Annotated in this window: 15 protein-coding genes and 2 pseudogenes; 7 read left to right on the forward strand and 10 right to left on the reverse strand. The window is 71.5% G+C overall.

The genetic code is table 11. The features are described 5' to 3' along the window. Positions 1 to 2: 2 nt before the first annotated feature. The 3 genes and pseudogenes from ACZ48Z_RS14375 to ACZ48Z_RS14385 all read right to left on the reverse strand — a co-directional run. Positions 3 to 1,649: an acyl-CoA carboxylase subunit beta gene (locus ACZ48Z_RS14375; protein WP_468736140.1), complete on the reverse strand. Its 1,647-nt coding sequence runs from the start codon at positions 1,647 to 1,649 to the stop codon at positions 3 to 5. Continuing rightward, positions 1,604 to 3,304, reverse strand: coding sequence for an acyclic terpene utilization AtuA family protein (locus ACZ48Z_RS14380; RefSeq protein ID WP_468736141.1), 1,701 nt, complete (start codon positions 3,302 to 3,304; stop codon positions 1,604 to 1,606). The genes ACZ48Z_RS14375 and ACZ48Z_RS14380 overlap by 46 nt, the downstream gene beginning before the upstream one ends. 383 nt (positions 3,305 to 3,687) lie before the next feature. After that, positions 3,688 to 4,473, reverse strand: a pseudogene (locus ACZ48Z_RS14385) (TIGR03084 family metal-binding protein); the annotation flags it as partial. Positions 4,474 to 4,729: 256 nt separating this feature from the next. On the opposite strand from ACZ48Z_RS14385, the gene ACZ48Z_RS14390 reads away from it, so the two are divergent. The 3 genes from ACZ48Z_RS14390 (at position 4,730) to ACZ48Z_RS14400 (ending at position 6,752) form a co-directional block, all read left to right on the forward strand. Continuing rightward, positions 4,730 to 5,227, forward strand: a complete 498-nt coding sequence (locus ACZ48Z_RS14390) for a GtrA domain-containing protein (RefSeq protein ID WP_468736142.1) — start codon at positions 4,730 to 4,732, stop codon at positions 5,225 to 5,227. A 158-nt stretch (positions 5,228 to 5,385) separates the two neighbouring features. Further along, complete coding sequence (locus ACZ48Z_RS14395) at positions 5,386 to 5,616, forward strand: hypothetical protein (RefSeq protein WP_468736143.1); 231 nt, start codon at positions 5,386 to 5,388, stop codon at positions 5,614 to 5,616. Between the two features lie 392 nt (positions 5,617 to 6,008). Next, positions 6,009 to 6,752, forward strand: coding sequence for a class I SAM-dependent DNA methyltransferase (locus tag ACZ48Z_RS14400; RefSeq protein ID WP_468736144.1), 744 nt, complete (start codon positions 6,009 to 6,011; stop codon positions 6,750 to 6,752). A 5-nt stretch (positions 6,753 to 6,757) separates the two neighbouring features. On the opposite strand, the gene ACZ48Z_RS14405 is transcribed toward ACZ48Z_RS14400, so the two are convergent. Next, positions 6,758 to 7,696 carry an EamA family transporter gene (locus tag ACZ48Z_RS14405; RefSeq protein ID WP_468736145.1) on the reverse strand — a complete coding sequence of 313 codons (939 nt, stop codon included), beginning with the start codon at positions 7,694 to 7,696 and terminating at the stop codon, positions 6,758 to 6,760. Positions 7,697 to 8,201: 505 nt separating this feature from the next. Between ACZ48Z_RS14405 and ACZ48Z_RS14410 the strand changes: the two genes are divergently transcribed. Then, a complete protein-coding gene (locus ACZ48Z_RS14410) occupies positions 8,202 to 9,920 on the forward strand; it encodes a serine/threonine protein kinase (protein WP_468736146.1) in 1,719 nt (572 codons plus the stop codon). A 21-nt stretch (positions 9,921 to 9,941) separates the two neighbouring features. On the opposite strand, the gene ACZ48Z_RS14415 is transcribed toward ACZ48Z_RS14410, so the two are convergent. From ACZ48Z_RS14415 to ACZ48Z_RS14425, 3 genes and pseudogenes are all read right to left on the reverse strand, one after another. Continuing rightward, positions 9,942 to 10,406 carry a GNAT family N-acetyltransferase gene (locus ACZ48Z_RS14415; RefSeq protein WP_468736147.1) on the reverse strand — a complete coding sequence of 155 codons (465 nt, stop codon included), beginning with the start codon at positions 10,404 to 10,406 and terminating at the stop codon, positions 9,942 to 9,944. Between the two features lie 47 nt (positions 10,407 to 10,453). Next, positions 10,454 to 11,249 (reverse strand): annotated as a pseudogene (locus ACZ48Z_RS14420) (metallophosphoesterase family protein). A gap of 130 nt (positions 11,250 to 11,379) precedes the next feature. Further along, the gene (locus tag ACZ48Z_RS14425; RefSeq protein WP_468736148.1) at positions 11,380 to 14,325 is read right to left on the reverse strand and encodes an FAD-binding and (Fe-S)-binding domain-containing protein; all 2,946 of its coding nucleotides are present in this window, start codon (positions 14,323 to 14,325) and stop codon (positions 11,380 to 11,382) included. Positions 14,326 to 14,413: 88 nt separating this feature from the next. On the opposite strand from ACZ48Z_RS14425, the gene serC reads away from it, so the two are divergent. Beyond that, on the forward strand, positions 14,414 to 15,532 hold the full coding sequence (serC, locus tag ACZ48Z_RS14430; RefSeq protein ID WP_468736149.1) for a phosphoserine transaminase: 1,119 nt from the start codon (positions 14,414 to 14,416) through the stop codon (positions 15,530 to 15,532). A gap of 75 nt (positions 15,533 to 15,607) precedes the next feature. On the opposite strand, the gene ACZ48Z_RS14435 is transcribed toward serC, so the two are convergent. The 3 genes from ACZ48Z_RS14435 to ACZ48Z_RS14445 all read right to left on the reverse strand — a co-directional run bounded on the left by ACZ48Z_RS14435 (position 15,608) and on the right by ACZ48Z_RS14445 (position 20,071). Next, positions 15,608 to 17,221 carry an alpha/beta hydrolase gene (locus ACZ48Z_RS14435; protein ID WP_468736150.1) on the reverse strand — a complete coding sequence of 538 codons (1,614 nt, stop codon included), beginning with the start codon at positions 17,219 to 17,221 and terminating at the stop codon, positions 15,608 to 15,610. 167 nt (positions 17,222 to 17,388) lie between these two features. Then, on the reverse strand, positions 17,389 to 18,909 hold the full coding sequence (locus tag ACZ48Z_RS14440; protein ID WP_468736151.1) for a cellulase family glycosylhydrolase: 1,521 nt from the start codon (positions 18,907 to 18,909) through the stop codon (positions 17,389 to 17,391). A 163-nt stretch (positions 18,910 to 19,072) separates the two neighbouring features. Continuing rightward, positions 19,073 to 20,071, reverse strand: coding sequence for a WD40 repeat domain-containing protein (locus ACZ48Z_RS14445; RefSeq protein WP_468736152.1), 999 nt, complete (start codon positions 20,069 to 20,071; stop codon positions 19,073 to 19,075). A 201-nt stretch (positions 20,072 to 20,272) separates the two neighbouring features. Here ACZ48Z_RS14445 and ACZ48Z_RS14450 point away from each other — a divergent pair, with 201 nt between their 5' ends. After that, a complete protein-coding gene (locus ACZ48Z_RS14450; RefSeq protein WP_468736153.1) occupies positions 20,273 to 20,950 on the forward strand; it encodes an SGNH/GDSL hydrolase family protein in 678 nt (225 codons plus the stop codon). An 83-nt stretch (positions 20,951 to 21,033) separates the two neighbouring features. After that, positions 21,034 to 21,951, forward strand: coding sequence for an NADP-dependent oxidoreductase (locus tag ACZ48Z_RS14455; RefSeq protein ID WP_468736154.1), 918 nt, complete (start codon positions 21,034 to 21,036; stop codon positions 21,949 to 21,951). Positions 21,952 to 21,962 lie beyond the last annotated feature (11 nt).

Below are 21,962 nucleotides of genomic sequence, written 5' to 3' on the forward strand. Positions count from 1 at the left end.
CCTCACATCCGGAAGACGCCGAAGCCGCCGCGGGCGCCCTCGTAGGGGGCGGTGTGGATCGCGGACAGGCACAGTCCCAGTACCGTCCGGGTGTCGCGGGGGTCGATGACGCCGTCGTCGTAGAGCCGCCCGGACAGGAACATGGGCAGCGACTCGGACTCGATCTGCTGCTCCACCATGGCGCGCAGGGCGGCGTCGCCCTCCTCGTCGTACGGCAGTCCCCTGGCCGTGGCCGACTGGCGGGCGACGATGGAGAGCACGCCGGCGAGCTGCTGGGGGCCCATGACGGCCGACTTGGCGCTGGGCCAGGCGAAGAGGAAGCGGGGGTCGTAGGCGCGGCCGCACATGCCGTAGTGCCCGGCGCCGTACGAGGCTCCCATGAGGACGGAGAGGTGCGGGACCCTGGAGTTCGAGACGGCGTTGATCATCATCGCGCCGTGTTTGATGATGCCGCCCTGCTCGTACTCCTTGCCGACCATGTAGCCGGTGGTGTTGTGCAGGAAGAGCAGCGGGATGTCGCGCTGGTTGGCCAGCTGGATGAACTGGGCCGCCTTCTGGGACTCCTCGGAGAACAGGACTCCCTGGGCGTTGGCCAGGACGCCGATCGGATAGCCGTGCAGTTCGGCCCAGCCGGTCACCAGGCTCGTGCCGTACAGCGGCTTGAACTCGTCGAAGTCGGAGGCGTCGACGATCCGGGCGATCACCTCGCGCGGGTCGAAGGGGGTGCGGAGGTCGCCGGGGACGATGCCGAGGAGTTCGTCCTCGTCGTACTTGGGCGGCTCGGCCGGGCCCGGATCGCCGTACGCCTTGCGGTGGTTGAGGCGGGCGACGACCCGGCGGGCCTGGCGCAGCGCGTCCTGCTCGTCCACGGCGAAGTGGTCCGCGAGGCCCGACACGCGCGCGTGCATCTCGGCGCCGCCGAGGGACTCGTCGTCGCTCTCCTCGCCGGTGGCCATCTTCACCAGGGGCGGACCGCCGAGGAAGACCTTGGCCCGCTCCTTGACCATGATCACGTGATCGGACATGCCGGGTATGTAGGCACCGCCGGCGGTGGAGTTGCCGAAGACGACCGCGATGGTCGGGATGCCGGCCGCGGACAGCCGGGTCAGGTCACGGAAGACGGCGCCGCCCGGGATGAAGATCTCCTTCTGGGACGGCAGATCGGCGCCGCCGGACTCCACCAGGCTGATGCAGGGCAGCCGGTTGGTGAGGGCGATGTCGTTGGCCCGCAGTGCCTTCTTCAGCGACCACGGGTTGCTCGCGCCCCCGCGTACGGTCGGGTCGTTGGCGGTGATCAGGCACTCCACGCCTTCCACCACCCCGATCCCGGTGACGAGGGAGGCGCCGACCGTGTACTCGGGGTCGCTGCCCCAGGCTGCCAGCGGGGACAGTTCGAGGAAGGGCGTGTCGGGATCGAGGAGCAGCTCGATGCGTTCCCTGGCGAGCAACTTGCCGCGCTTGCGGTGCCGTTGGACGTACTTCTCGCCCCCGCCGGCCAGGGCCTTGGCGTGTTCGGCGGTCAGCTGGTCCAGCTTCGTGAGCATGGCGTCACGGTGGGCCCGGTAGTCGGAACCAGCCGTGTCCAGGCCGGAGTTGATGATCGTCACAGCAAGGCCTCCGGGATCTCCAGGTGGCGGGAGCGCAGCCATTCGCCGAGGGCCTTGGCCTGCGGGTCGAAGCGGTGCTGGGCGGCGACGCCCTCGCCGAGGATTCCCTCGACGACGAAGTTCAGGGCGCGGAGGCGGGGGAGGTCGTGGCGGGTGACCGGCAACTGCGCTGTTTCCGGGAGGAGTTCACGCAGGAGGTCGACGGTGAGCGTGTGCGCGAGCCATCGCCAGGCTTCGTCGGTCCGCGCCCACACCCCGATGTTCGCGTTGCCGCCCTTGTCGCCGCTGCGGGCCCCGGCGACGAGGCCGAGGGGGGCGCGGCGGGTGGGTCCGGGCGGCAAGGGGGCGGGAAGGGGCGACAGGGGGGCGGGGAGGGGCGGTGCCGGTGGACGGTCGAGTACGACGGTCTCCGGGGCCGGTTCCACATGGATCCGTCGTCCGTCGTGGAGGACGGCCACATGGTCCACGGCCCCATGGGGGACGTAGACATCCTCGAAGACCCCATAGGGCGAGCCCTTCCCTGGTGGCGCCAGCACATGGAACCCGGGGTAGCTCGCGAGCGCCAGTTCCACGGCCGCCCCGCTGAGCGCACGGCCCACGCGCTCCTGGTCCGCGTCACGGACGACCAGCCGCAGCAGCGCGCTCGCCGTCTCCTCCGTCCCGGCGTCCGGACGGTCGGTGCGGACCAGGTCCCAGCCGACGTGGGTGACCTTGGCGAGTGCGGGGGCCATCTGCTCCCGCACCAGTGCGGCCTTGGCCTCGATGTCGAGGCCGGTCAGGACGAAGACGACCTCGTTGCGGAAGCCGCCGAGCCGGTTGAGGCCGACCTTGAGGGCGGGGGGCGGGGCCTCACCGCGTACGCCGGAGATCCGGACCCGGTCGGGGCCGTCCTGGGTGAGCTCGACCGTGTCGAGGCGGGTGGTGACGTCGGGGCCCGCGTACCGGGCGCCCTGCGTCTCGTACAGGAGTTGGGCGGTCACCGTGCCGACGTCCACGAAGCCGCCGGTGCCGGGGTGTTTGGTGATGACGGCGGTGCCGTCCTCGTGGAGTTCGGCGAGGGGGAAGCCGGGGCGGCGAAGGTCGCGTGCTTGTCCGGCTTCGGCGAAGAAGGCGTAGTTGCCGCCGGTCGCCTGTGTCCCGCACTCCAGGACGTGCCCGGCGACGACGGCCCCCGCGAGCCGGTCGTACTCCCCCGGCCCCCAGCCGAAGTGGGCGGCGGCGGGTCCGGTGACCAGGGCCGCGTCCGTCACCCGTCCCGTGACCACGACGTCCGCGCCCTCCCGCAGACAGGCCGCGATGCCGAAGCCGCCGAGGTAGGCGTGGGCGGCGAGGCTGCCGGGGTGGCGTGCGGTGAGGTCGTCGCCCTCGACGTGGGCGACCTTCGTCCCCAGAGCGAGCCGGTCCGCCAACTCCCTTATACGGGAGGCCAGTCCGGCCGGGTTGAGGCCGCCCGCGTTGGCGACGATCCGGACGCCACGCTCGTGCGCGAGGCCGAGGCAGTCCTCGAGTTGGCGCAGGAAGGTGCGGGCGTATCCGCCCCCGGGGTCCTTCAGCCGGTCGCGGCCCAGGATGAGCATGGTCAGCTCGGCGAGGTAGTCGCCGGTGAGGACGTCGAGTTCACCGCCGGTGAGCATCTCGCGCACGGCGTCGAAGCGGTCGCCGTAGAAGCCGGAGGCGTTGCCGACACGGAGGGTCATCCGGCGGCCTCTTCAGTGGGGGGTCCGGGGGCGGGTGCTTCGGCCGGGTCTCCGGGGGCCGTGTCCTTTGCCGGGTGCCCGGGGGCGGGTACTTCCGCCGGGTTTCCGGGAGCCGTGACCTTCGCCGCGTCTCCGGGGGCCGTGTCCTTCGCCGGGTGCCCGGGGGCGGGTACTTCCGCCGGGTTTCCGGGGGCCGTGACCTTCGCCGCGTCTCCGGGGGCCGTGTCCTTCGCCGGGTGCCCGGGGGCAGGTGCATCCGAGGCGCCTCCGGGAGCCGCCCCTTCCGCTGGGCGACCGGGGGCAGGTACTTCCGCCGCGCCTCCAGAAGCCGCCCGCTCCGCCGGGCGACCGGGGGCAGGTACATCCGCCGCGCCTCCGGTGACCGTCCCCTTCGCCGGGCGGCCGGTGCCCGGTGGGCCTGCGAAGGCCTGGGCGATGTCGAGCCAACGGTCGGCGTCCTCGCCCTCCGCGCGCAGGGCGAGGTCGCTGCGGTGGGCCCGCTGCGTGACCAGGAGGCAGAGGTCGAGGGCGGGCCCGGTGACGCGGTCGTCGGCGTCCTCGGGGCCGTAGGTCCACAACTCACCGCTCGGGCTGGTGAGTTCGATCCGGAACTCCTCGAACGGCGGGGTCAGTCCGTGCGTGCCGAAGGCGAAGTCACGCGTGCGGACGCCGAGGCGGACGATGTGCCTGAGCCGGTCGGTGGGGGTACGGGTCACGCCCAGCGCGTCCGCCACGTCCAGACCGTGGGCCCAGGTCTCCATCAGGCGGGCGGTGGCCATGGAGGCGGTGGACATGGGTGGGCCGTACCAGGGGAAACGGGCCCCCTCCGGCGCCGCACGCAGAGCCTCCGCCAGGTCCTCGCGGCCCGCACGCCAGTACGCGAGCAGCCGCGCCGGAGGCTTTCCGGCGACTTCTCGCGCGCCGTTGTCCACGAAGTCCCCGGGTGCGGCGAGCGCCTTCTCGACCTCGCGGGAGAAGGCCTTGCGGTCGGTGACGGCGAGCAGGGAGGAGTGGTCGGTCCAGGCGAGGTGGGCGATCTGGTGGGCGACGGTCCAGCCTGCGGCGGGCGTCGCGAGCGCCCACTGCTCGGGACTCAACTCGGCCACGAGCAGGTCGAGTTCGTCGCTCTCCGCGCAGAGGTCGTCGATGACGGGGGTCGGGTCGGCCATGGGGTGAGGATGGCAGGGGGTCAGAAAACAAGCAAGCGTGCTTGCATTGATTTCCGCCTGCCCGTGTGGCATTCACCCCCTTCTCATTGCAACGATCACATGGAATCCGTTGCGTTACCTCCACGTCCGTTGCAATGAAATTCCAGGCTTGAGCTGTGCTAATGCCTGCACTCTGCCGTAAATCAGTTGCCGCAACCATGAACGCAACGTAGCCTTTCCATCAACAGAAACGACGATATGCAAAGGGGGGGCCGCCATGAAGTCGTCGCTCGCGCCGCAGCCCGGGACGGCACCTTCGGTCGCCCCCGGCCCCGTGGTCGCCTTCCTGCGGTTCGTGGTCTTCGGAGGCGGAGTCGGAGTCCTCTCCGGCCTGGCGGTACCGCTGCTTGCCAGGACCATGCCGTGGGCGGTCGCGAACGCGGCCATCACCCTCGTCTCGACCCTGCTGTGCACCGAACTCCACGCCCGTTTCACCTTCGGCACGGGACGCGGTGCCGGGTGGCGCGAGCACTGGCAGTCGGCGGGCTCGGCCACCGCCGCGTACGCGGTGACCAGCATCGCCGTATGCATCCTGCACCTGGCGCAGTCGTCCCCCGGCCTGCTGACGGAACAGATCGTCTACCTCGGCGCGTCCGGCCTCACGGGCGTGGGCCGCTTCGCGGTCCTGCGCGTGTACGTCTTCGCCGTGCGCCGGGACAGGGGCGTACGGCGAGGGCGGAGCGCGAGCGCCGCGCCGGTGGGGCTGGCGGCGTAGGGCACGGGACCGCGCGGTGCGGGGACAAGTGGTCCGGTACGTGGTTTCCCCGATGTGCCGGTCCCGGCGGAACCGTACGGTCGTCGGCGGCGGGCCCGGACAGAACGCACTGTGCGCGGGTCAGCCGGACACACCGGTCCCGCACCGACGGAGCGAGCATGGAGTCGAGGTCCCGGAGCCTGCTGTACGGGCTGCGCGCGAAGGGATGGCTGGAGCTGGTCGCGGCGGGGTTCTCAGGTGCGGGGTGCGTGGTGCTGCTGATCGCGGGCGCCTTCGATGCCGTCTCCCCGTGGTGGTGCGCGGTCGCGGTGCCCTTGGGGGCGTTCAACGCCGTGGAGGTCGCCGGCTTCGTCCTGGCACGGCAGGGTTATACGGAGAGCGGGCCGTGACGCTGGCGCCGCGACCGCGACCGCGACAGGGAAGTTGATCCGATCGAGTGGCCGTCCGACCGCGGCCGAACCTGCCTGACACGGGCTGATACGGGCTGAACCGACACCGTTCTCGGCGTCGAGCCCTCCCTGGGACTCGGGCGTCGGTGGAAAGGCCGTCGGCTGGTCGTCAGCCGGTCGCCGACCAGTCGTCAGCTGGTCGTCGGCCGTCGGTGAACTCCGTCGCGGCCGGGCAGGGGCGCCCCCACCACCTGCTGCAACCACCCGCGTCGGCGGCGACCGGGGCTTTCGCCACGCGCGCGCGTATCCGCCCTGAAGGCCTCCTCCCAACCGACCTGCCCCACCCGGGAATTCACGCGCACTCACCCCCGCCCCCGCAGTACCGTCCCCCGATGACCGATGAGGACGGCTACTTCGGAGAACCCGTCGCCACGACCTACGACGAGTCGGCCGCGGCGATGTTCACGCAGGAAGCGGTGGAACCCGCCGTGGACGTGCTGGCGGAGCTCGCCGGCGGCGGGCGGGCACTGGAACTCGGCATCGGCACCGGACGGATCGCGCTGCCGCTGGCGGGACGCGGAGTCGAGGTGCACGGGATCGAGCTGTCGCGGGCGATGGCGGACCGGCTGCGGGGCAAGCCCGGCGGAGACGCGATCGGGGTGACCATCGGGGACTTCGCCACGGCCCGCGTGCCCGGTGAGTTCTCGGTCGCCTACCTGGTCTTCAACACGATCATGAACCTGACGACCCAGGACGCCCAGGTGGACTGCTTCCGCAACGTCGCCCGGCACCTGGCGCCCGGCGGGACCTTCGTCGTCGAGGTCATGGTCCCCGAGCTGCGGAAACTCCCGCCGGGACAGAACGCCGTGCCGTTCCACGTCGGCGCGAACCGCGTCGGCTTCGACACCTACGACGTCGCCACCCAGGCGATGGCCTCGCACCACGTCACGGTCACGGAGGACGGCCGGGGCTCCTTCCGCTCGATCCCCTTCAGGTACGTCTGGCCGGCGGAGCTCGACCTGATGGCCCGGCTGGCCGGGATGCGGCTGCGGGAGCGGTGGGAGGACTGGGGACGACGGCCCTTCACCAGCGACAGCGGCACCCACGTCTCGGTGTGGGAGAGAACGGCGGGCTGATCAGCTCACGGCGTGGTGGCCTTGCCCCGTCCCACCTGCGTCCGGACCGCCCCCATGCTCGCCGCGATCACGAACGCGATGGCGAGTGCCTGGAGCGCGGACAGGGTCTGGTCGAGGATCAGGAAGCCCGCGAGGGCGGCCAGGGCCGGCTCCAGGCTCATGAGGATGGCGAAGGTGGAGGCGGGCAGGCGGCGCAGGGCGAGGAGTTCGAGGGTGTAGGGCAGGACGGAGGACATCAGGGCCACCGCCGCGCCCAGGCCCACGGTCACCGGGTCGAGGAGCCTGGTGCCCGACTCCACGATGCCGAACGGCAGGAACGCCACCGCGCCGACCGCCATCGCCAGCGCGAGGCCGTCGGCCTGCGGGAAGCGACGGCCGGTCCGCGCGCTGAAGACGATGTAGGACGCCCACATGGTGCCCGCGCCCAGGGCGAAGGCGACACCTGTGGGGTCGAGGTCGCCGAAGCCCCCGCCGCCTCCGCCGCCGAGCAGGAAGACACCCACGAGCGCGAGTCCGGCCCACACGGCGTTGACCGCGCGCCGGGAGGCCAGGACGGAGAGCGCGAGGGGGCCGAGGACCTCCAGGGTGACCGCGGGGCCGAGGGGGATGCGGTCGACGGCCTGGTAGAAGAGGCCGTTCATGGCTGCCATGGTGAGACCGAAGGCGAGGACCGTGCCCCAGTCGGTGCGCGAGTGGCCGCGCAGCCGGGGGCGGCAGACGACGAGCAGGACCACCGCGGCGGCCATCAGTCGCAGGGTCACGACTCCGAGCGCACCGGCCCTGGGCATCAGGGTCACGGCCACAGCGGCGCCGAACTGCACGGAGATACCACCGGCGAGGACCAGACCGACGGGACCGAGCGCGCCGCGGCGGCGCGGGGCGCCTGCCAACGGGTCGGCGACCTGGGTCGGGGACGAGGGGGCGGCTGCGTTGGAGGTGGTCACGGGGCGTCCAGGGATCAGCTCGGGGTTTGTCCATCACGATGCACTGCGAAGTCCACGGTAATGGACTTCGACAGGTGTGTGAACCGGTTATACAGCTGTCCCGAATGCCGGACGGTTGCCCGGGAGATCTGAGAGTCACCCGGGTTCGCGGAAGCCGTAGGCGGCGGCGCCCTGTCGTGTTCGTCGCGGGAGACGGGCTTGATGCGCAGGGGCATGCGGACGGCTCCTTCGGGTGGCTGATGTTGTGGCCGGTCCAGGCAGGGACGCGTTCCGGGCGGCGGAAGGTTCTGATCATCGGCCGTCCGGCGGGGACGTCAGCAACGGTGGCTGCGTCGGCATGTCGGGCTCGGACATGCGCTCTCGCTTGAAAGTATGATTACTTGCTCGACACAGCGCGCCCCTCAACGGGCCGGAGATCAGGTGCCGTTGGGGGAGAACCTTGGTCCGAAGCGCCCCGTGGCCCCTCTGACCGACGCAGCCCCGCAGCAGCGAAAAGGAAACCACGGTGTCTGACGAAGAACGGCTGATCGCTGGCCGGTACCGCATCCTCGACCGCGTGGGCCGAGGCGGTATGGGCACCGTCTGGCGCGCCCACGACACCGTCCTCGGCCGCGATGTCGCCGTCAAGAGGCTCCACCCCCAGCCCCACCTCTCCGAGGCCGATCTCGCCACCCTCTTCGAGCGGACCCGCCGGGAGGCCCGCAGCGCCGCCCGGATCAGCCACCCCAATGTCGTCGTCGTCCACGACGTGGTGGACGACGAGGGGCTGCCCACCATCGTCATGGAGTACGTCCCCTCCACCACCCTCTTGGACGTGATCCGGGCGCACGGCCCGGTTGCGCCCGAAGAGGCCGCCAGGATCGGTCTCGGCGTGCTCGCCGGACTGCGGGCGGCGCACCGGGCCGGGGTCCTGCACCGGGACGTGAAGCCCGCCAACGTGCTGCTCACCGAGGACGACCGGGTCGTCCTGACCGACTTCGGTATCGCCCAGGCCTCCGACACCTCGACGCTCACCGTCACCGGCCAGCTCGTGGGGTCGGTCGACTTCATCGCCCCCGAGCGCCTCGCCGGCGGAAGACCGGGCCCGGAGGCCGACCTGTGGGCGTTGGGCGCCACACTTTTCCAGGCGGTCGACGGCCACTCACCGTTCCTCCGGGACTCGGTGACGGAGACCATGTACGCCATCGCGCTGGGCCCGGTGCCCGAGGTCAGGCAGGCCGGACCGCTCACCCCGCTGATCAACGGCCTGATCGCCGGCAAGCCCAGCGAGCGGCTCTCGGCGGAGGAGGCCGAGCGTCTCCTGCGAGCGGCGGCCACCGCACCCACAGCGGGCGCCCAAAGCCATGCCTCCGTGCCCGCCCCGGTCGCCGACCCCCGCGCCCTTCCGGAGCGCGCGCCGAAGCCCGAACCCACTCCCGAACCGGAAACGCGGAGGTCTGACGGGAAGCGTGTGGCATCCGCTGCCGGAGCCGCCCCGGACGGTCCGCCGCCGCGCTCACCGCGATCGGCACGATGGCGGAAACCGGTCGTGCTCGGCACGGCCGTCACCGCGGCGGTACTGATCGCGGTCTCGCTGCTGGTCACACAGACCCTGGAGAAGGGCGGCACCAGCGCCCCGGCACCGGCCGTCACGACCGCGGCGAAGGACAAGACCGCGCCGCGAACGCCAGCTGCGTCACCGTCGCCGTCCGGGACACCCTCCCCGTCCGACTCCCGCGGTTCCGACGCCTCGTCGCCGCCGACCGACGCCCCCTCGCCGTCGCAGCCTGCGGCCGACTCCCCCGGGGCAGACACCGGGGCGGATCCCGGCACCGACGACACTTCCACGAAGAGCGGGTCCGGCTCCACGGCCGCTCCGACCGGCCGCGCCCTGAAGGTCGCCGCCTCGGGGAAGTGCCTGAGCCGCGGCAACGGGGCCGAGGGCACACAGCTGTTCCAGGACACGTGCGACGGCTCGGCGCAGCAGCGCTGGCTGATCGGGTCCGGGATCATCCGGTCGGCCGGGAAGTGCATGACCGTGGCCGGCGGAGCGACCGACGACCGCACCGCGATCCAACTGGCCGACTGCGACGGAAGCGGCAGCCAGCAGTTCCGCCTCGACGGCACGGAGTTGCTGGCCGGGCAGTCGCAGAAGTGCGTGGACATCTTCGGAGGCGCGTCCGGAACGAACGCGGTCCTCTGGGAGTGCAACGGCAGGGACAACCAGATCTGGACGCTCGTTTGACCGCTCTGTCATCCGCTCCGCTCAGCCCGTGCGCGGCTCCCGCACCATGAAGACGTCCACCGGGTCCTCCGTCTCCCGAGTGAACCCGTGCCGCTCGTACAGCCGTCGGGCCGCGCTGCCCTGGAGGACGTTCAGGCGGACGGTCGCGCCGTCGGCGTCGGTCCGGGCGAGCAGGGTGCGCAGGACGGCCGAGCCGAGACCGCGGCCCTGGAGTTCCGGGTCAAGGAAGAAATGCTCCAGCCACAGCCCGTCGTCGGCGGGCCGCAGCGCGACGCAGCCCGCGAAACGGCCCTCGGCCACGATGACCGACATGTGCGGCGCGACGAAGGCGTCCCGGAACCGCTGCCGCACCCGGTGCTCGTCGAACCGCCCCAGCCGCTCCAGGTCCGGGCGCATCACCACGGCCCTCAGCTCGACGATGACCTCGACATCGGCCTGTCGCGCGGGCCGCAGGGTCCATTCCGTGAGAGGCGTACTGGTTTCCACGGCCGGAGTATCGCAACGCCCCCCGGACCACGCCCCACCGTCTCGCCCTACGAACCAGTCCGGCCCGCCCGACGGCCCGCACGGCCCCTGCCGTCCCGTGGCCCGAACACCCCCAGCGCCTCCGCGTCCGTCACCCGAGCGTTGAGGTAGTGGTCGGCCCACTCGGCGATCTCCGGATACCCGCACTCCGCGACCAGCCTCCCGACGGCCGCCGGGATGTCGTACGGCGTCACCCGCAGGTCGGCTCCGGGCCCCAGCAGGCACCAGTGGGCGCCGGGGCGGCCGTACGGCATGCCGACGCTGCCGGGGTTGACGACCAGGCGGCCGTGCGCGAGCCGGACATAGGGCATGTGGGTGTGCCCGCAGACAATCGTGCGGACGGTCTCGGGGACGTCCTCGAAGACCTCCGCCCAGCGGTCGGGGCGGGTGTCGACCAGGACGACTTCCTCGTCGTCACGGGGCGTGGCGTGGCAGAAGAGAACCTCACCGAGGCCGCGCACCGTGAGAGTGGCCGTGATGGGGAGGGAGGCGAGGAACTCGACGTGTTCGTCGGTGAGTTGAGCGGCGGCGAAGGGGCCGATCGGGTCGGGGATCTCGTCCCGCTGCCCCCTGCGGTACTCCACGAGTTCCCGGTCCGCGTTGCGCGATCCACAGCACCCGTCCGCCCTGTTTCCTCAACAGGTCGAGGACTTGGGCCGGTTGGGGTCCCGCGGTGATGTCCCCGGTCAGCACGATCCGGTCGGCGGCGGCCACCTCCGGCTCGGCGAGGACGGCCTCCAGTGCGGGCAGGACTCCGTGGATGTCGGAGAGGACGGCGACGCGGTGCAGAGTGGGGTCGGTCATGGCCCCACCCTGCCCGCGCTCGCGGGCGCTCAGCCCTGGCGGGCCGGTGCGAAGTGGCCCCGGGACGTACTGGTCGTGCAGGCGTCCGGAGGTCGCGGGGAGGTCGGCGAGGGTGACGGTCGCGCACCGTTCACTCCCGCCCCAGCCCCTCCGCCAGCACCTCCGCCAGATGCCTCCCCCGTACCCCGGCCAGCTGTTCCAGCTGCGTGCGGCAGGAGAAGCCGTCGGCCAACACCACGGTGTCCGGCGGGGCCTGACGGACCGTCGGGAGCAGTTGCTCCTCCGCGCAGGCCTCCGACACCTCGAAGTGGCCTTTCTCGAAGCCGAAGTTGCCCGCCAGGCCGCAGCAGCCGCCGGTCAGGTCGCCGGTGAGTCCGGCTGCCTCGCGCAGGCGCCGGTCGGCCGTGTCGCCCAGGACCGCGTGCTGATGGCAGTGGGTCTGGCCGACGACCGGACGGTTCAGGGCCGGTGGCCTCCAGTCGGGGGCGAGTCGCTCCAGCGCCTCCGCGAAGGTGAGGACCCGGGCGGCGAGACGGGCGGCACGCGGGTCGTCGTGCAGCAGTTCCGGGAGGTCGGTGCGGAGGGCCGCCGCACAGCTCGGTTCCAGGACGACGAACACCGGCCCCTCCGCCACGTCGTCCGGCTCCGGCAGCAGGAACGGCTCCACCAGGTCCAGCGTGCGGCGCAACACCGCCCGGGCGCGGTCGAGTTGGCCTGTGGAGAGATACGTGAGGCCGCAGCAGGCCTGGACCCGGGGGCGGCCCCAGGACGCGGGCGAGGATACGCCGACGCCCTCGACCCCGCCGTCCGCCGACCGGTGCACGTTCCACGGTCGCCTCGGCAGCTCGACGGCCTCGATCCCGGCCGCCTCCAGCACCCGCGCCGCCGCCCGGCCGACGTCCGGCGAGAGGTGCTCGGTGAAGGTGTCCGGCCACAGGAAGACCGTCTTCCGGGGCACCTCGGGTCTCCCTCCCGCCCGCGCCTCGGCCATCCACCCCCGCATCCGCTCCCTGTTCCGCCGCCGCAGCCACCGGCTGAACGTCTCCGCCGCCACCCGCGGAATCTCCCGCTCACCCGCGATCCCGCCGAGCCGTTTCGCGACGGCCGCCAACGGCCGTACCGCGGCGAGGGCGTTGACCAGCCGAGCCAGCCGCAGCCGGTCCACCCAGCGGAGCCACTGCGGCAGCCGACCCATGCTGTAGTGGGCGGCGGGCCGCCGTCGCCCGGCGTAGTGGTGGTGCAGGAACTCCGCCTTGTACGTGGCCATGTCCACCCCGACCGGGCAGTCGGACCGGCAGCCCTTGCAGGACAGGCACAGGTCGAGTGCGTCGCGCACCTCCGTCGACCGCCACCCGCCGGTCACCAGGCCGCCCGTCTCGCCCGCGAGCATCTCGTGCAGCAGCCGGGCACGCCCGCGCGTGGAGTGCTCCTCCTCGCCGGTGACCCGGAACGACGGGCACATCACGGCGGGCCCGGTCGCCGACGTCGTACGGCATTTCGCGACCCCGACACAGCGTCGTACGGCGGCGGAGAAGTCACCGCCGTCGGCCGGGTACCCGAAGGCGACGTCGACGGGTTCGCGGGGCAGGACGGAGAAGCGGAGGTTGGAGTCCAGGGGCGCCGGGCGGACCAGCATACCCGGGTTGAGCAGGTCGTCCGGGTCCCACACCGCCTTCGCCCGCTCGAACAACCCGACCATCTCGTCGCCGTACATCCTCGGCAGCAGTTCGGCCCGCGCCTGCCCGTCCCCGTGCTCCCCTGACAGCGATCCGCCGTGCGCCACGACCAGTTCGGCGAGTTCCTCGGAGAAGCGGCGGAACCTCCCGATCCCCGTCTCCGTCAGCAGGTCGAAGTCGATGCGGACATGGATGCAGCCGTCGCCGAAGTGGCCGTACGGCGTCCCGCGGAACCGGTGCGCGACCATCAGCGCCCTGAAGTCCCGCAGATACGCGCCCAGCCGCTCCGGCGGCACCGCGCAGTCCTCCCAGCCGGGCCACGCCTCCGAGCCGTCCGGCATCCGGGTCGCCGTACCGCTGGCGTCCTCGCGGATGCGCCACAGGGCCCGCTGCCCGGCCGGGTCGGTCACCACCAGTGCGTCCAGGACGTCGGCCGCGCGCACGATCTCCTCCGCACGCGCGCGTGCCTCGGCCGGCGACTCCCCGCCCGTCTCCACGAACAGCCAGGCGCCGCCCCGCGGGAGCGTGGCCGCCGAGGGCACCAGGTCGGCCGCCATGCCCTCCACCGTCAGGGGGCGGTGCACCAGCAGCCCTGCCGCCGCCTCGGCGGCCGCGCCTTCGTCCGCGTACCCGAGCACCGCGAGCGCACGCGCGCGTGGCGCCCGCACCAGTCGTACGACGGCCTCGGTGAGGACGCCCAGGGTGCCCTCGCTGCCGCAGAAGGACCGGGCGACGTCGGCTCGGTGCTCCGGGAGCAGGGCGTCCAGCGCGTACCCGGAGATGCGGCGGGGCAGGGCGGGGAAACCGGTCCGCAGCCGCGCCCGCTCCCCCTCCACCATTTCCCGCAGCCCTTGCGGCGCCCCGGCCCACTCCTGTCCGAGCCGCAGCCGCTCACCGCGCGCGGTGACGACGTGCAGCTCCGCCACGCTGTCCGCGGTGGTGCCCCAGGCCACCGAGTGCGCGCCGCACGAGTTGTTGCCGATCATGCCGCCGAGCGTGCACCGGCTGTGGGTGGAGGGGTCGGGCCCGAAGCGGAGTCCGTGCGGGGCGGCGGCGTCCTGGAGGCGGTCGAGGACGAGGCCGGGCTGGACGACGGCGGTACGCGCCTCGGGGTCGAGCGCCAGGACCCGGTTCATGTGCCGGGTGAAGTCCAGGACGACTCCGGTACCGGTGGCCTGTCCGGCGATGGAGGTGCCGCCACCGCGGGGCACGACGGGCACGCCGTGCGTGCGGCAGACCTCCAGTGCGGCGGCCACGTCGTCCGCGTCCGCGGGCGCCACGACCCCGAGCGGGACCCGCCGGTAGTTGGACGCGTCCATGGTGACCAGGGCCCGGGAGGTGACGTCGAAACCGACGTCGCCCCGGACGGCCTTGCGCAGGTCGGCCTCGAGATCCGTCATGGCTCCAGCAAACCAGCCGGGTCAACATCGCCGTCTCACCCGACGGACCACGTTTCGACCAGGTTTCCCCAACGGCTACGCTCCCCCCGTGGCTGAGATCCGGATTCCCGCTGACATCAAGCCCGCCGACGGTCGTTTCGGCGCTGGCCCCTCCAAGGTGCGGGTGGAGGCGCTCGACGCCCTCGCCGCGACCGGTACGTCCCTCCTCGGCACCTCCCACCGCCAGGCTCCCGTGAAGAACCTGGTCGGCAAGGTGCGCGAGGGCGTCTCCGAGCTGTTCTCCCTCCCCGAGGGCTACGAGGTCGTCCTCGGCAACGGCGGCTCGACCGCGTTCTGGGACGTCGCGACGCACGGCCTGATCGAGAACAGGTCGCAGCACCTGACCTTCGGCGAGTTCTCGTCGAAGTTCGCGAAGGCCGCCAAGCTGGCCCCCTGGCTGGGCGAGCCGACGGTGATCTCCTCCGAGCCCGGCACCCACCCGGAGCCGCAGGCCGAGGCCGGCGTCGACGTGTACGCCTTCACGCACAACGAGACGTCCACCGGTGTCGCCGCCCCGCTGAAGCGGGTCGCAGGTGCCGACTCCGGATCGCTGGTCCTGGTCGACGCCACCTCCGGCGCAGGCGGCCTCCCGGTCGACATCGCCGAGACCGACGTCTACTACTTCGCCCCGCAGAAGTCCTTCGCCTCCGACGGCGGCCTGTGGATCGGCGTGTTCTCCCCGGCCGCCATCGAGCGCGCCGAGCGGATCCACGCGTCCGGCCGCCACGTCCCGGAGTTCTTCTCGCTGCCCACGGCGATCGACAACTCCCGCAAGAACCAGACGTACAACACCCCGGCCCTCGCGACGCTGTTCCTCCTCAACGAGCAGCTGGAGTGGATCAACGGCCAGGGCGGTCTCGCCTGGTCCACGGCCCGCACGAAGGACTCCTCGACCCGCCTGTACACCTGGGCGGAGGAGAGCAAGCACGCGTCCCCGTTCGTCACGGACCCGGCCAAGCGCTCCCAGGTCATCGGCACGATCGACTTCTCGGACGAGATCGACGCCGCGGCCGTCGCCAAGGTCCTGCGCGCCAACGGCGTCGTCGACACCGAGCCCTACCGCAAGCTCGGCCGCAACCAGCTCCGCGTCGCGATGTTCCCGGCGATCGACCCGGCGGACGTCGAGGCCCTGACGGTGTGCGTGGACTACGTGATCGAGAAGCTGTAGTCGTCTCGGACATACGACAAGGAGGGCGCCCGGCGACATGCCGGGCGCCCTCTCGTTCGTCTGCGCGGGTGGGTGTCAGCCCCGGAAGCCGAGGATCCCGTGCAGGGCGGTGCCGCCGGAGAGCGCGGGGGCCGGGGCGGAGGTGCCGCTGAGGGCCGCCTTCGCCGACTGGGGCGCCGACGGCGTCGGGTCGGGCAGCTTCTTGCAGACCGCGTCGGCCGTGCCGTGGCCGCGCGGCACGGTGCCGTCGGTCAGGTACTTCACCAGGTACTTGTCCAGGCAGGCGTTGCCGCTCAGCGAGATGCCGTGGTTGCCGCCGCCCTGCTCGACCACCAGGCTGGAGTGCTTGAGCAGCCGGTGGACGGTGACGCCGCCCTGGTACGGGGTGGCCGCGTCGTTCGTCGCCTGGAACAGCAGTACCGGCGGGAGCTTGGAGTTGGCGACGCTGACCGGCTTCAGCTGCTTGGTGGGCCAGTACGCGCAGGGCGCGTTGTACCAGGCGTTGTTCCAGGCCATGAACGGGGCCTTGTTGTACACGGCCCAGTTGTCCTTGCGCCACTGGTTCCAGTCGCGCGGCCAGGCGGCGTCACGGCACTGCACGGCGGTGTAGACGCTGTAGCCGTTGTCACCGGAGGCGTCGATGGCCGCCATGCCCTCGTACGCCTTGACGAGCGGGGTGGCGTTCTTGTCGTTGACGTAGGCGGCGAACGCCTGGGCGAGGGAGGGCCAGTAGCCGTTGTAGTAGCCGCCGGGGATGAAGGTGTCCTCCAGCTCGGAGGCGCCCACCTTGCCGCCGGCCGGGGTCTTGGCGAGGGCCGCCCGCATGGCGTACCACTTGGCGCCGACCTTGGCCGGGTCGGTGCCGAGCTTGTACGTGGAGTCGTACTTGGCGATCCACGCCATGAACGCCTTCTGCCGGGCGTCGAAGGCGTAGTCCTGCGAGATGTTGGCGTCGTACCAGACCCCGTCGGGGTCGACGATCGAGTCCAGCACCAGGCGGCGCACGTGGGTCGGGAAGAGCTTGGCGTAGACCTGGCCGAGGTAGGTGCCGTACGAGTAGCCGAAGTAGTTGATCTTCTTGGCGCCGAGGGACTTACGGATCGAGTCCATGTCCTTCACGGCGTTGATCGTGTTGATGTACGGCAGCACGTCCGCGTACTTGCGGCCGCAGGCGGCGGCGAAGGACTTGGCGCGCTCCAGGTTGGCCTTCTCGATGGCGGGCGTGCTCGGCACGGAGTCCGGGCGCACCGGGTTGAAGTAGCCCGGCTTGCAGTCGAGGGCGGGCTTGCTTTCGCCCACGCCGCGCGGGTCGAAGCCGATGACGTCGTACTGGGACGCGACCGCCTTGGGCAGCGCGCCCGCGACGAATTCGGCCAGGCCGAGACCGCTGCCGCCGGGGCCGCCGGGGTTGACCAGCAGCGGGCCCTGGTACTTCTTCGCGGTGTGCGGGACCCGGGACAGGGCCAGGGTTATCTGCCGCCCCTTCGGCTTGGCGTAGTCGAGCGGCACCTTCACCGACCCGCACTGCAGGGTCGGGGAGTCCTCCGTGCCGCACTTCTTCCAGCTGACCTTGGCCGCCGCCTGGGCGGTGGCCGCGGAGAGCGACGTACCGGCCTCGGCGGGGACGGCGGTGAGCGTCCCGGCCAGGACGACGGTCGCGCCGCACAGTACGACTGCGCTTCTTCTCATGAAGTTCTCTCAGCTCATGGGGGGTTGGGAAGGGACCGGCAACTTCACGGACCTGACCGGATCCTGCCGCAAAAAACCCACAGATGAGAATCATCTGAGCGAAAGATTTGAAACTCCTTTGATCTGAGGGCGCTCGGCACCCACCGAGCGCCCCCGTCACACGGGCCTCACGTCGCCGTGCAGCTCACACTCGGCACACCTCCGCCCCCGGGCGCGCCCCCGAACCCGAAGCTCGCCGAACCGCCGACCGGGACGGCCCCGTTGTGCGAGGCGTTCACCGCGGTCACCGTCGAGCCGGTCTGGGTGTACGACGCGTTCCACATGGAGGTGACCTTCTGCGAGCCCGGCCAGGTCCAGGTGACCTTCCAGGCGGAGAGCGCAGTCGGTCCCGAATTGGTCACCTTCACCTCGGCGTTGAAGCCCCCGCCCCAGTCGCTGCTGACGGAGTAGGAGGCCATGCAGGCCGCCGTGCCGCCGCCCGGGTCACCGGGGTCGCTTCCGCCGCCCGAGCTGGGGAAGCCCGGCGCCTTGACGCTCGCCAGGTACCCGTCCTTCACGGTGTCCACGGTCTGCCAGTCGTCCTTGAGGATCCCGCCCGTGTCACCGGAGTTGGGGTTCCACGACCAGAAGGTCCAGTGGAAGGAGTCGGCGCCGTACGTCGACGTCGGCCGCAGATAGGAGACCAGTGCCGCCAGCCACTTCTGGTCCACGGTCGACTGGAGGGTGGTGCCGAACTCGCCCACCCACACCGGGGCGATGTTCTGCTTGAAGATGTAGCCCCAGTACTTGTCCCAGATCCCCGGCATGTTGGCGGGGAACGACGGATCGCTGAACCAGCTCTGCTGGGCCACGCTCGTCGCGTAGTCGTGGGCGGAGTAGACGACCCGGTTGGCGACACTCAGCTGCACCGGGTACTGGGCGACCCCCATCAGGTTGCCGCCCCACCAGCCGGAGACGCCGTTGAAGGTCTGCACTCCCTCGACGAAGATCAGCAGGTCGGGATTGACCCCCAGCACCGCGTTGCCGGCCCGCTGCGCCGCCAGCCGCCAGTCCGTGGCCGTGTCACCGCAGCCCCAACAGGCCGGATCGTGGGGCTCGTTGTGCAGGTCGATGCCCACGACCGTGTCCTGGCCCTTGTAACGGGTCGCCAGCGCCTTGAGGTTGGCGATCCACGTCGTCTCCGGAACCGCGGACGTGTACCAGAGCGCCGACTGGCCGCCGGAGTCGGGACGGTGCCGGTCGAGGATGACCTTGAGGCCGTCCCGGCCGGCGTACGACACGAGTTTGTCCAGCACGCCGAGGGAGCCCAGCCCCTGGAGGTCGGCGTTCTTGCCGCTGGAGAAGTCGATGCTGTTGGGGACGGTCCCCGACTTGAAGATGTCGTCGCTGTAGGGGATGCGGATCGTGTTGTAGCCCAGCGACTTCATCTGGTCGATCATGGACTTGTAGTCGCGGGACCAGAGGCCGTGGACGACGTGGTTGCCGGTCTCGAAGCCGAACCAGTTGATCCCGGCGATCCGGACCGGCTGCCCGGACGCGTCCAGGATCTGACGGCCGCTGGTGTGCCAGTAACCGGCTCCGGCGTCGGCCACCTGGGCGGCCTGGGCCGTCTGCAGTCCTCCGGCTCCCAGCGGCAACAGGAGCGCCGCCGCCACCGCACACAGCGCTCTTCGCAAGCTGCGGAACATGTCGCTGCTTCCTCCTCGGGAGGCGCGGGTCCGGAACGTGATGGGAGCGCTCCCATCACCCGCACCTCCCATGGAAGACAGGTCCCATGAACACGTCAAGATGCTCGACGTCACTTAGGCGTCCGGACCGGCGGTATGGAAGGTGTTCGTCGGCGAACCCGCGTCAGGAAGAACGCCGGAACAGCCGCCGCAGCCCGAAGAAACCGGCGGCGACGACCGCCACGGCCAGGGCGCCGAACTTGAGGTTGCCGCCGGAGGCTCCGCCCCCGTCGCTTCCGGAGGCCGAGGAACTCCCGCTGCCCGAAGGGGACTCGGAGCCGCCGTCGCCGGGCGCGTCCTGCGCCTCCACCTCGCTGTCCGTGCCCTCCATGCCGAGCAGGATCTTGGTCCCGTCGACGGAGTACGACACGGACTCCCCCTGCCCGAGCGGCACGCTGAACCGGCCCTTGCGCTTGATGTCGCCGCCGTTCCAGTCGTACCAGAGACCGCCGAAGTACCCGCGTACGACGAGCTGTCGGCCGTCGGGCGAGAACGCGGCGTCGGTGGCCCACAGGTCGACGGCCTTGACGGGCTTGAAGAGGTTCGTGCCGGAGGAGGAGAGTTTCGCGGGCCCCTCGTACAGATGCCCGCCGTCCTCGTGCTTGTCGATGATGTAGAGGCGCCCGGTCTTGGGGTGGACGACCATGGACTCGGCGTCGCGGGAGCCGTCGGAGTACTTCACGACGTACTGCGTGGCCTTGACGGACTGGTCCTTGAGGACCTTCGGCTCGGGCAGCTTGTAGACCCACACGTACGGCCAGGTGACCCCGTCGTTGTCGCCGATGTCGCCGACCCAGATCTGGTTGTCGGGCCCGATGGAGATGGCCTCGACGTCACGCGGGGTGCCCACACCGGTCATGGTGATCCTGGCGACGGTCTTGCCGGTGGCGCTGTCGACGGCATAGAGGTAGGCGCCGGTGTCCTGGTCGTTGTGGGTCCAGTAGATGCCGGGGTGCTGACGGGAGGCGGCGAGTCCGCTGGATTCGGTGATCCGGGGGTCGCTGATGGTGAACCCCTCGTCCCCCTTCCCGTCGCCGTCGTCGGCGGAGGCGGGCACGGCGGCGGGCAGGACGCAGGCGCCCGCGAGGAAGATCCCGGCGAGGAGAGCGAAGGGTCGACGCATGCCCCAAGCCTGCCATCCGGCTCCGCCGGGAGGGGAGGACGGGCTGGACTGACCGGCACGGGTCGGGCTGTCGCGAATCGAACCGCCGCGGACCCGCCCGCCGCGGATCCGCCCCTCACCGCTGTCGCGCGTGGTCATCTTCACAGCGCGGAGATCCGCGAGAACCGCTACCCGCCGGTAAGTATCACCGATGATGAGCGCATGCTGCGATTCATGCCCGTCGGCGACTCCATGACCATCGGCAGCGCGGGCGAGCACACCTGGCGGTACCGGATGTGGCAGCACCTGCGCGACACGTATGGCGGCCCGTTCGCCCTCGTGGGCCCGCGGGAGACGCTGTACGACAAGGCGGCCGACGCCCCCACGTCGTACGAGTACGCCGACCGGGACTTTCCCCGGACCCATCTGGCCGGCTGGGGCGAGGGCTGGCTGCACATGGCTCCGCTGATCGGCGAGGCGGTGCGGGCGCACAAGGCGGACGTCCTGCTCGTCTCCCTCGGCCTGATCGACCTGGGCTTCTACACGAACCCGGAACAAACCGCGGAGAACGTACGGGCCTTCGTCGCGGAGGCCCGTCTGGCGAACCCCCATATCCGCATGGTCGTCCTCCCGGTGATCCCGAACATCCGGGCGGAAGCGGACCCCGCCTTCGCCGCCGAGCTCACCCGTTTCAACGAACTCCTGGCCAAGGCGATCGCGGACCTCGACGAGCCCCGCTCCCCCCTGCTGCCGGCCTCGCTCCCACCGTCGTGGGACATCGCCCACGACACCTACGACGGCACCCACCCGAACGCGAGCGGCGAACACAGGATCGCGGCGGCCTTCGCGGAGGCCATGTACCAGGCGTGGGACCTGGGCGAGCCGTACAAGGCCGGATGAGCGCTCCCGCGGGGAATACGGGCCCGCCGCACAGCCGTTGAACGGCCCGGCCTGTCCCCGTGAGGAAGCGCGGTGATCACGCGATGAAGGCGGTCCGGTTCCACGAGTACGGCGGGATCGACGTACTGCGGGTGGAGGAGGCGGCGCGGCCGTCGCCCGGGCCCGGGCAGGTGCTGGTCGAGGTCCGTGCGGCCGGGATCCAGCCGGGCGAGGTGATGATCCGCGAGGGCGCCCGGCACGACCGCTGGCCGGCGACGTTCCCCTCCGGGCAGGGCAGTGATCTGGCCGGTGTGGTGGTGGAGACGGGCCCGCAGGTGCGCGGGTTCGCGGTGGGCGACGAGGTGCTGGGCTTCACCCATTCCAGGGCGAGCCACGCGGAGTTCGTCGTGGTCGACGACGTCAACGTGGTCCACCGTCCGGACGGGCTGTCCTGGGAGGCGGCCGGTTCCCTGTATGTGGCCGGTACGACCGCGTACGCGACCGTGTTCGCCGTGGACCCCGTGCCGGGAGACACGGTCGTGGTGTCCGGCGCGGCGGGTGGCGTCGGATCGCTGGCCGTGCAGCTCGTGCGGCGGCGCGGCGCCACGGTGATCGGGCTGGCGAGCGAGCGCAACCACGCCTGGCTGAAGGAGCACGGTGTCGTCCCGGTCGCGTACGGGGAGGGCGTGGCCGAGCGGATCCGGGAGGCCGCCGGCGGGGGCGTCGACGCGTTCATCGACACGTTCGGCGACGGATACGTGGACCTGGCGGTCGAGTTGGGCGTGTGGCCCGGGCGGATCAACACGATCCGCGACTGGCGGACCGCGGCCAGGGTCGGCGCCCGCACCTACGGAGAGGGCTCGGCGGCGTGCGCGGTCGTACTCGGCGAACTCGCCCGGCTCGCCGCGCGCGGGGACCTCACGGTGCCGATCGCCCGCGTCTACCCGCTGGAGCAGGTACGGGACGCGTTCCGCGAACTGGAGCGCGGACACACCCACGGCAAGATCGTGCTCCGGCCGTAGGCAGATTGCAC

This window comes from Streptomyces sp. NPDC031225, from assembly GCF_055570355.1.

Coding starts and splice junctions, on each gene's coding strand:
- ACZ48Z_RS14445 (WP_468736152.1), bottom strand. CDS start 20,071: ATGCGTCGACCCTTCGCTCTCCTCGCCGGGATCTTCCTCGCGGGCGCC.
- ACZ48Z_RS14390 (WP_468736142.1), top strand. CDS start 4,730: ATGAAGTCGTCGCTCGCGCCGCAGCCCGGGACGGCACCTTCGGTCGCC.
- ACZ48Z_RS14375 (WP_468736140.1), bottom strand. CDS start 1,649: ATGGCTGCGCTCCCGCCACCTGGAGATCCCGGAGGCCTTGCTGTGACG.
- ACZ48Z_RS14435 (WP_468736150.1), bottom strand. CDS start 17,221: ATGAGAAGAAGCGCAGTCGTACTGTGCGGCGCGACCGTCGTCCTGGCC.
- ACZ48Z_RS14425 (WP_468736148.1), bottom strand. CDS start 14,325: ATGACGGATCTCGAGGCCGACCTGCGCAAGGCCGTCCGGGGCGACGTC.
- ACZ48Z_RS14455 (WP_468736154.1), top strand. CDS start 21,034: ATGAAGGCGGTCCGGTTCCACGAGTACGGCGGGATCGACGTACTGCGG.
- ACZ48Z_RS14380 (WP_468736141.1), bottom strand. CDS start 3,304: ATGACCCTCCGTGTCGGCAACGCCTCCGGCTTCTACGGCGACCGCTTC.
- ACZ48Z_RS14395 (WP_468736143.1), top strand. CDS start 5,386: ATGGAGTCGAGGTCCCGGAGCCTGCTGTACGGGCTGCGCGCGAAGGGA.
- ACZ48Z_RS14440 (WP_468736151.1), bottom strand. CDS start 18,909: ATGTTCCGCAGCTTGCGAAGAGCGCTGTGTGCGGTGGCGGCGGCGCTC.
- ACZ48Z_RS14450 (WP_468736153.1), top strand. CDS start 20,273: ATGCTGCGATTCATGCCCGTCGGCGACTCCATGACCATCGGCAGCGCG.
- ACZ48Z_RS14400 (WP_468736144.1), top strand. CDS start 6,009: ATGACCGATGAGGACGGCTACTTCGGAGAACCCGTCGCCACGACCTAC.